Raw genomic sequence first — 4534 nt, 5'->3', positions numbered from 1 at the left:
GTTTTTCCCGGCCTTGCTGGAGCGCCGCCGCCGGGTTGATCAGGCCCTGTACGCGGTCGTGATGGAGGCCTACCTCCACGGGGTTTCTACCCGTAAGGTCGATGACCTGGTCAAAGCCCTTGGTGCGGATACCGGGATTTCGAAGTCTGAGGTGTCCCGGATCTGTGAGGACCTCGATCATGAAGTCGGTGCGTTCCGCGACCGGGACCTCTCGGCCCTGGAATACCCGTACGTGTTCCTGGACGCCACCTATTGCAAGGCCCGGGTCGGTCACCGTGTGGTGTCCCAGACGATCGTGGTCGCTTTCGGCGTCGCCGCCGACGGGCGCCGGGAAGTCCTCGGCTTCGACGTCGGAGACAGCGAGAACGAGGGCTTTTGAACGGCGTTCCTGCGCTCCCTGAAGACCCGGGGCCTGGGCGGGGTCACGCTCGTAATCTCTGATGCGCACAGCGGGCTGAAAAAGGCCATCGGCACCGTGTTCCAAGGTGCGGCGTGGCAGCGCTGCCGGGTGCACTTCATGCGCAACGTCCTGGCAACCGTGCCGAGTGGCCTACCAGAGCTCGGCAGGAATCGGCTTGGCGGTTGCTGGCTTGGTCCCGTTTGTGCTCGTAGCGGTGGTGCAGCTCGTCCGCTTCCGAAGGCTGAACGGCGTCTGGGTCGGCGGCTTTGCGAGCAGGGTGGTCTTAGGGGGCGATGCGGCGGCATCGACGGCGCACTTGCTGGCCATGGGCTTCGCGATTTGGGCTGCCTTCGAGGGGCGCTGGTGGCTCTTGGGCCTGTGCGCGATCGCCGGTGGGGTGGGTTACGCATTCTGCGGCGTCCGTTGGATGCGGTCCTATCGCGGTGACCCGGCGGCCCACAGCAGGGGTGAGTCGGTCCTCCTGCTGGTCGCTTTGGCCGTTCTGTTGCTCGCCGGAGCCGTGCTGCTGGTGGGTGCACGTTGATGGGAGAGCTGGACCGCCACCTCCTTGCGCCCGCCCGGCTCAAGCTGGCGACGATGCTGACTGCTGTGTCCGAGGCGGAGTTCGCGGTCCTTCGCGACGGCTTGGGCGTGAGCGACTCCGTGCTCTCCAAGCACGTCGCCACGCTCGCTGACGCGGGGTACGTGCGCAGCCGCAAGGGCTCGCACGAGGGTCGGCGCACGACGTGGGTGGCGCTCTCCCCGACCGGCCGGAAGGTTCTCCGCTACCACGTCGCAGTGCTGCGCGAGATTATCGACGGCGTCGACTGATCACCCCCACTAGAGACTCGCTCGAAGTCTTTCACTAAGCAGCCGTAGAGCTCCCCGCCAGCGTCCCCGGTCACGATCGGGTCGTTGACCCGCGCGGCCCCGTCGACCACTACCAATGGAAGGTCGACGCACTCCGAGCCCAGCTGACCGATCTCGTCCGCCCCTATCTGATCGTCTCGCTCCTGGGTGGGACAGAATTCGCCGGCAACTTCCGCCTCGTCGACCGACTCATCACCCAAATCGAACGCGTCCAAGCCCTCAACCAGCTCGACACGCTCGCACCCGAGTCCGTCGACGCCGCCCGAGAAACCCTCCTCATAGGCCACTAACCGCTGCCAAAACCACGCCATTTACCGCTGTGACTCACAGCGGGGGAGTGGTTGCTCGGCGCTCGACCTGTTCCGCTGTCTTGAAAAGCTTTAGTTTTATATGACAGCAGACCTGATGCTTGAGGACACACCCTTCTCGATAGCCTTTCGCTAGCCGATGGGCGTGAGGGGTCTTTGTTTGCTCAGCACGGCAAGGGCGTTGTCGGCGGCGAGCAGCGCCATTGCGGTGCGCGTTTCGATGGTGGCTGAACCGAGGTGGGGCACGAGCACCACATTGTCGAGCTCGAGCAGTCCGAAATGGACGTTGGGTTCGTTCTCGAAGACGTCCAACCCGGCACCTGCAATGTGTCCCTCCTGAAGGGCAGCGACAAGAGCTGCTTCGTTGATGATTGGCCCACGCGCGGTGTTGATGAGGTAAGCCGAGTTCTTCATCGCTGTTAGTTGCTCGGCCCCGATGAGGTGGTGAGTGGCCGGCCCGTAGGGGCAGTGGAGGGAGACGATATCGGAGGTTGCTAGCAATTCGTCGAGCTCGACTCGCCGGGCGCCCAGTTCGGCAACGACTTCCGAGGCAATTGTACTGCGTGACTGGTAGACAATCCTCATGCCGAAGGCTTTGGCTCGGCGTGCAGTCGCCTTGCCGATACTGCCCATGCCGATGATGCCGAGGGTTTTCCCTTGCAGACCACTGCCGAGCAGGAAAAACATGCCCCACTTCCAGTCCTGGCCGGAGCGGATGAGCCGTTCTCCCTCGCTCAGCCGGCGGGTCGCGGAGAGAATGAGGCCGAACGTGATGTCGGCAGTAGCTTCGGTGAGTACGCCGGGTGTGTTCGTGGCGATCACTCCGCGGTCGGTGCAGGCTGGTACGTCGATATTGTCGTAGCCGACGGCGACGTTTGCGACGGCCTCGAGCTGCGGTCCGGCGGTGTCAAGGAGCTCTGCATCGATGCGTTCGGTGAGCAGACTCACCACGGCGTCGGCCCCAGCCACTCGTGTCAGGAGTTCCCCGCGGCTGATCGATTCAGGGCCCGTCCATGCATCGACGTCATGCTCCGCACGAAGCTTCTCTAGTGCAACTTCGGGTATACATCCCGTGACGACGATCCGGCTCATGCTGTCTCAATCCATGTGTTCAAGCGGCCGAGGCCTTCACGTATATCAGCGATGTCGATGCCCGAGTACGCGAGCCGGATATATTGCCGCTCCTCGCCGGGTTGACGGCGACCGAAGTGCTCCCGCGTGCAGAAGGAAACACCCGTTTCACGCAAGGCTGCGGAGGCGAACTCGCTTACTGCCGTGTATCCCAGGCGCTCCATGACCTCGGTGACGTCAGGGAAGAGGTAGAACGTCGATTGCGGAACGGCGACGTCCATGCCGGGAATACCGTTCACGAGTTCACACGTGGCGTCCCGGCGCTGGCGCAAGGTATCGAGCATCTGCTGTACAGGTTCTTGGGTGCCACGGAGCGCCTCAATGCCAGCCCACTGAACGTAGTGCGTTGTGCACGATTCATCGTTGGTGTTCAAGGTGCTGAGAATCTTGGCGATCTCGGACGGGGCGACGGCGCAACCCAGGCGGGATCCGGTCATAGCGAACTTTTTGCTGAAGGTATAGAGGATGACACTGCGCTCCAGCATGCCGGGAAGCGACGCGATCGAGCTCGAAACGCCCTCGTAGCGCGTTTCGAAGTAGGCCTCATCGGAAAGCACCCAGAGGTCGTGCTCCTGAGCGAGTTGCGCGACAGCCTCCCGCTCAGTGGCTGTGGACTCAGCCGAGATGGGGTTCTGCAGGTCGTTGTAGATGATGGCGACAGTGTTCGGGGTGATCGACGCTCTCACCAGGTCGAGATCGATAGCGAAGCCCTCACTCGTGGGCAGGTAACGGTAAGGCGTGGCTGTACCTCCCAGGTATTCGATCTGGGATTCATAAATCGGGAACCCGGGGTTCGGGTAGAGCACTTCCTGGCCCGGGTTCATAACGGCCTGCAGGAATTTCGTGATGACAGGTTTGCCACCGGTCATCACTACAACGTTGTCAGGGGAGAGCTCAATACCCCGATGAGCCCCGAGATCCTCGGCGAGGGCCTCGCGCAGCTGCGGGATGCCGGGACCAGGGCAGTAGCCTGTGTAACCGTCGGCGATAGCCCGGTTCATCGCTTCCACAATGTGAGGGGCCGTCGGGATGTTGATGTCACCGAGGTGGAAGGGATACACAGTGTTCCCCTTCGCCTTCCAGGCAGCCGCGGCTTGGGCGACGCTGAAGGCAGTTTCGGTGCCCAGACGGTCAAGTCGGTGCGCTAGTTGCTGCATACTTTTCCACTCCTCATCAATAAGGCTCTCAAATTTTTTGCGTTAAGTGTTGGTGCTGTGCGTCTGAATATACTCATCCGTCGTTGCTGGGGAAGGGGATTCCTAGCACTCGATGAAGTTGACGGCGGATCTACAACACTCAGCGTTGAAGGCTGCGGCCTGCGACCGGATTCTCACCGATCACGGGGTGAGTGGCACGAGTGCGAGCCGGCCCGAGCCCGACAAGCTCCTCAATCATTTGCAATGCCTGCTTCATTCCACAGGGACGTCTTCATCGCCCGGTACGCGGATCATGAGTAGAGACTTCGACAGCAAGAATGTATGGATGGACCTCTTCACCGACATCACCAACCAGTACCGTTCCTTCGCACGGGAAGCCCAGTGTCAATGGCCATTAGGAACTGCCCGTGGGTGGCCAGCAGAAATGCCCGCTGGTGGCCACGGAAACTGCCCGGTCATGGCCAACAGATCTGCCCACCAGGGGGTCGGTGGCGTTGGCCATGCGGAGCTAGGGGTGGGTTATGCCTGTATCCGGATCGCTATGACGACGACTGGCAACCAGTGCGCCGGTTGACTGGATCCAACGGACCAACCCTGTCCTGCCAAGTCAGCGGCACACCGCCGCTCCCTATCGGCCAGACTCGTTAGAGACCGCTTCTTTAACGAGA

General features: G+C 62.0%; 5 protein-coding genes and 1 pseudogene. 3 read left to right on the top strand and 3 right to left on the bottom strand.

Going from position 1 to position 4534, the window contains the following annotated elements; all coding sequences use genetic code 11:
• From Y704_RS18320 to Y704_RS0102150, 3 genes and pseudogenes are all read left to right on the top strand, one after another.
• A pseudogene (locus Y704_RS18320) lies at positions 1-544 on the top strand (IS256 family transposase); the annotation flags it as partial.
• A 31-nt stretch (positions 545-575) separates the two neighbouring features.
• Entirely contained in the window at positions 576-944 is a 369-nt protein-coding gene (locus tag Y704_RS24305) for a hypothetical protein (RefSeq protein WP_162149351.1), read from the top strand.
• Positions 944-1231 carry a transcriptional regulator gene (locus Y704_RS0102150; protein WP_026548904.1) on the top strand — a complete coding sequence of 96 codons (288 nt, stop codon included), beginning with the start codon at positions 944-946 and terminating at the stop codon, positions 1229-1231. Before Y704_RS24305 ends, Y704_RS0102150 begins: the two co-directional genes overlap by 1 nt.
• Here Y704_RS0102150 and Y704_RS18310 read toward each other — a convergent pair.
• From Y704_RS18310 to Y704_RS0102135, 3 genes are all read right to left on the bottom strand, one after another.
• Positions 1186-1581 carry a hypothetical protein gene (locus Y704_RS18310; RefSeq protein ID WP_035771267.1) on the bottom strand — a complete coding sequence of 132 codons (396 nt, stop codon included), beginning with the start codon at positions 1579-1581 and terminating at the stop codon, positions 1186-1188. The genes Y704_RS0102150 and Y704_RS18310 overlap by 46 nt on opposite strands.
• A gap of 129 nt (positions 1582-1710) precedes the next feature.
• Positions 1711-2670 (bottom strand): 2-hydroxyacid dehydrogenase, encoded by a 960-nt coding sequence (locus tag Y704_RS0102140; protein ID WP_026548903.1) that lies wholly within the window; start codon positions 2668-2670, stop codon positions 1711-1713.
• Positions 2667-3866, bottom strand: coding sequence for a pyridoxal phosphate-dependent aminotransferase (locus Y704_RS0102135; RefSeq protein WP_026548902.1), 1200 nt, complete (start codon positions 3864-3866; stop codon positions 2667-2669). The genes Y704_RS0102140 and Y704_RS0102135 overlap by 4 nt, the downstream gene beginning before the upstream one ends.
• Between the last annotated feature and the right edge of the window lie 668 nt (positions 3867-4534).

Origin of the sequence: Arthrobacter sp. Br18 (genome assembly GCF_000520555.1) — a bacterium.
Lineage (GTDB): Bacteria > Actinomycetota > Actinomycetes > Actinomycetales > Micrococcaceae > Arthrobacter_D.
This window is presented reverse-complemented; position numbering and strand designations above follow the sequence as displayed.

What these genes read in the sequence shown, in the direction of transcription:
- Y704_RS0102150 (WP_026548904.1), top strand. Translation starts at nt 944, where the DNA reads ATGGGAGAGCTGGACCGCCACCTCCTTGCGCCCGCCCGGCTCAAGCTG.
- Y704_RS18310 (WP_035771267.1), bottom strand. Translation starts at nt 1,581, where the DNA reads ATGGCGTGGTTTTGGCAGCGGTTAGTGGCCTATGAGGAGGGTTTCTCG.
- Y704_RS0102140 (WP_026548903.1), bottom strand. Translation starts at nt 2,670, where the DNA reads ATGAGCCGGATCGTCGTCACGGGATGTATACCCGAAGTTGCACTAGAG.
- Y704_RS0102135 (WP_026548902.1), bottom strand. Translation starts at nt 3,866, where the DNA reads ATGCAGCAACTAGCGCACCGACTTGACCGTCTGGGCACCGAAACTGCC.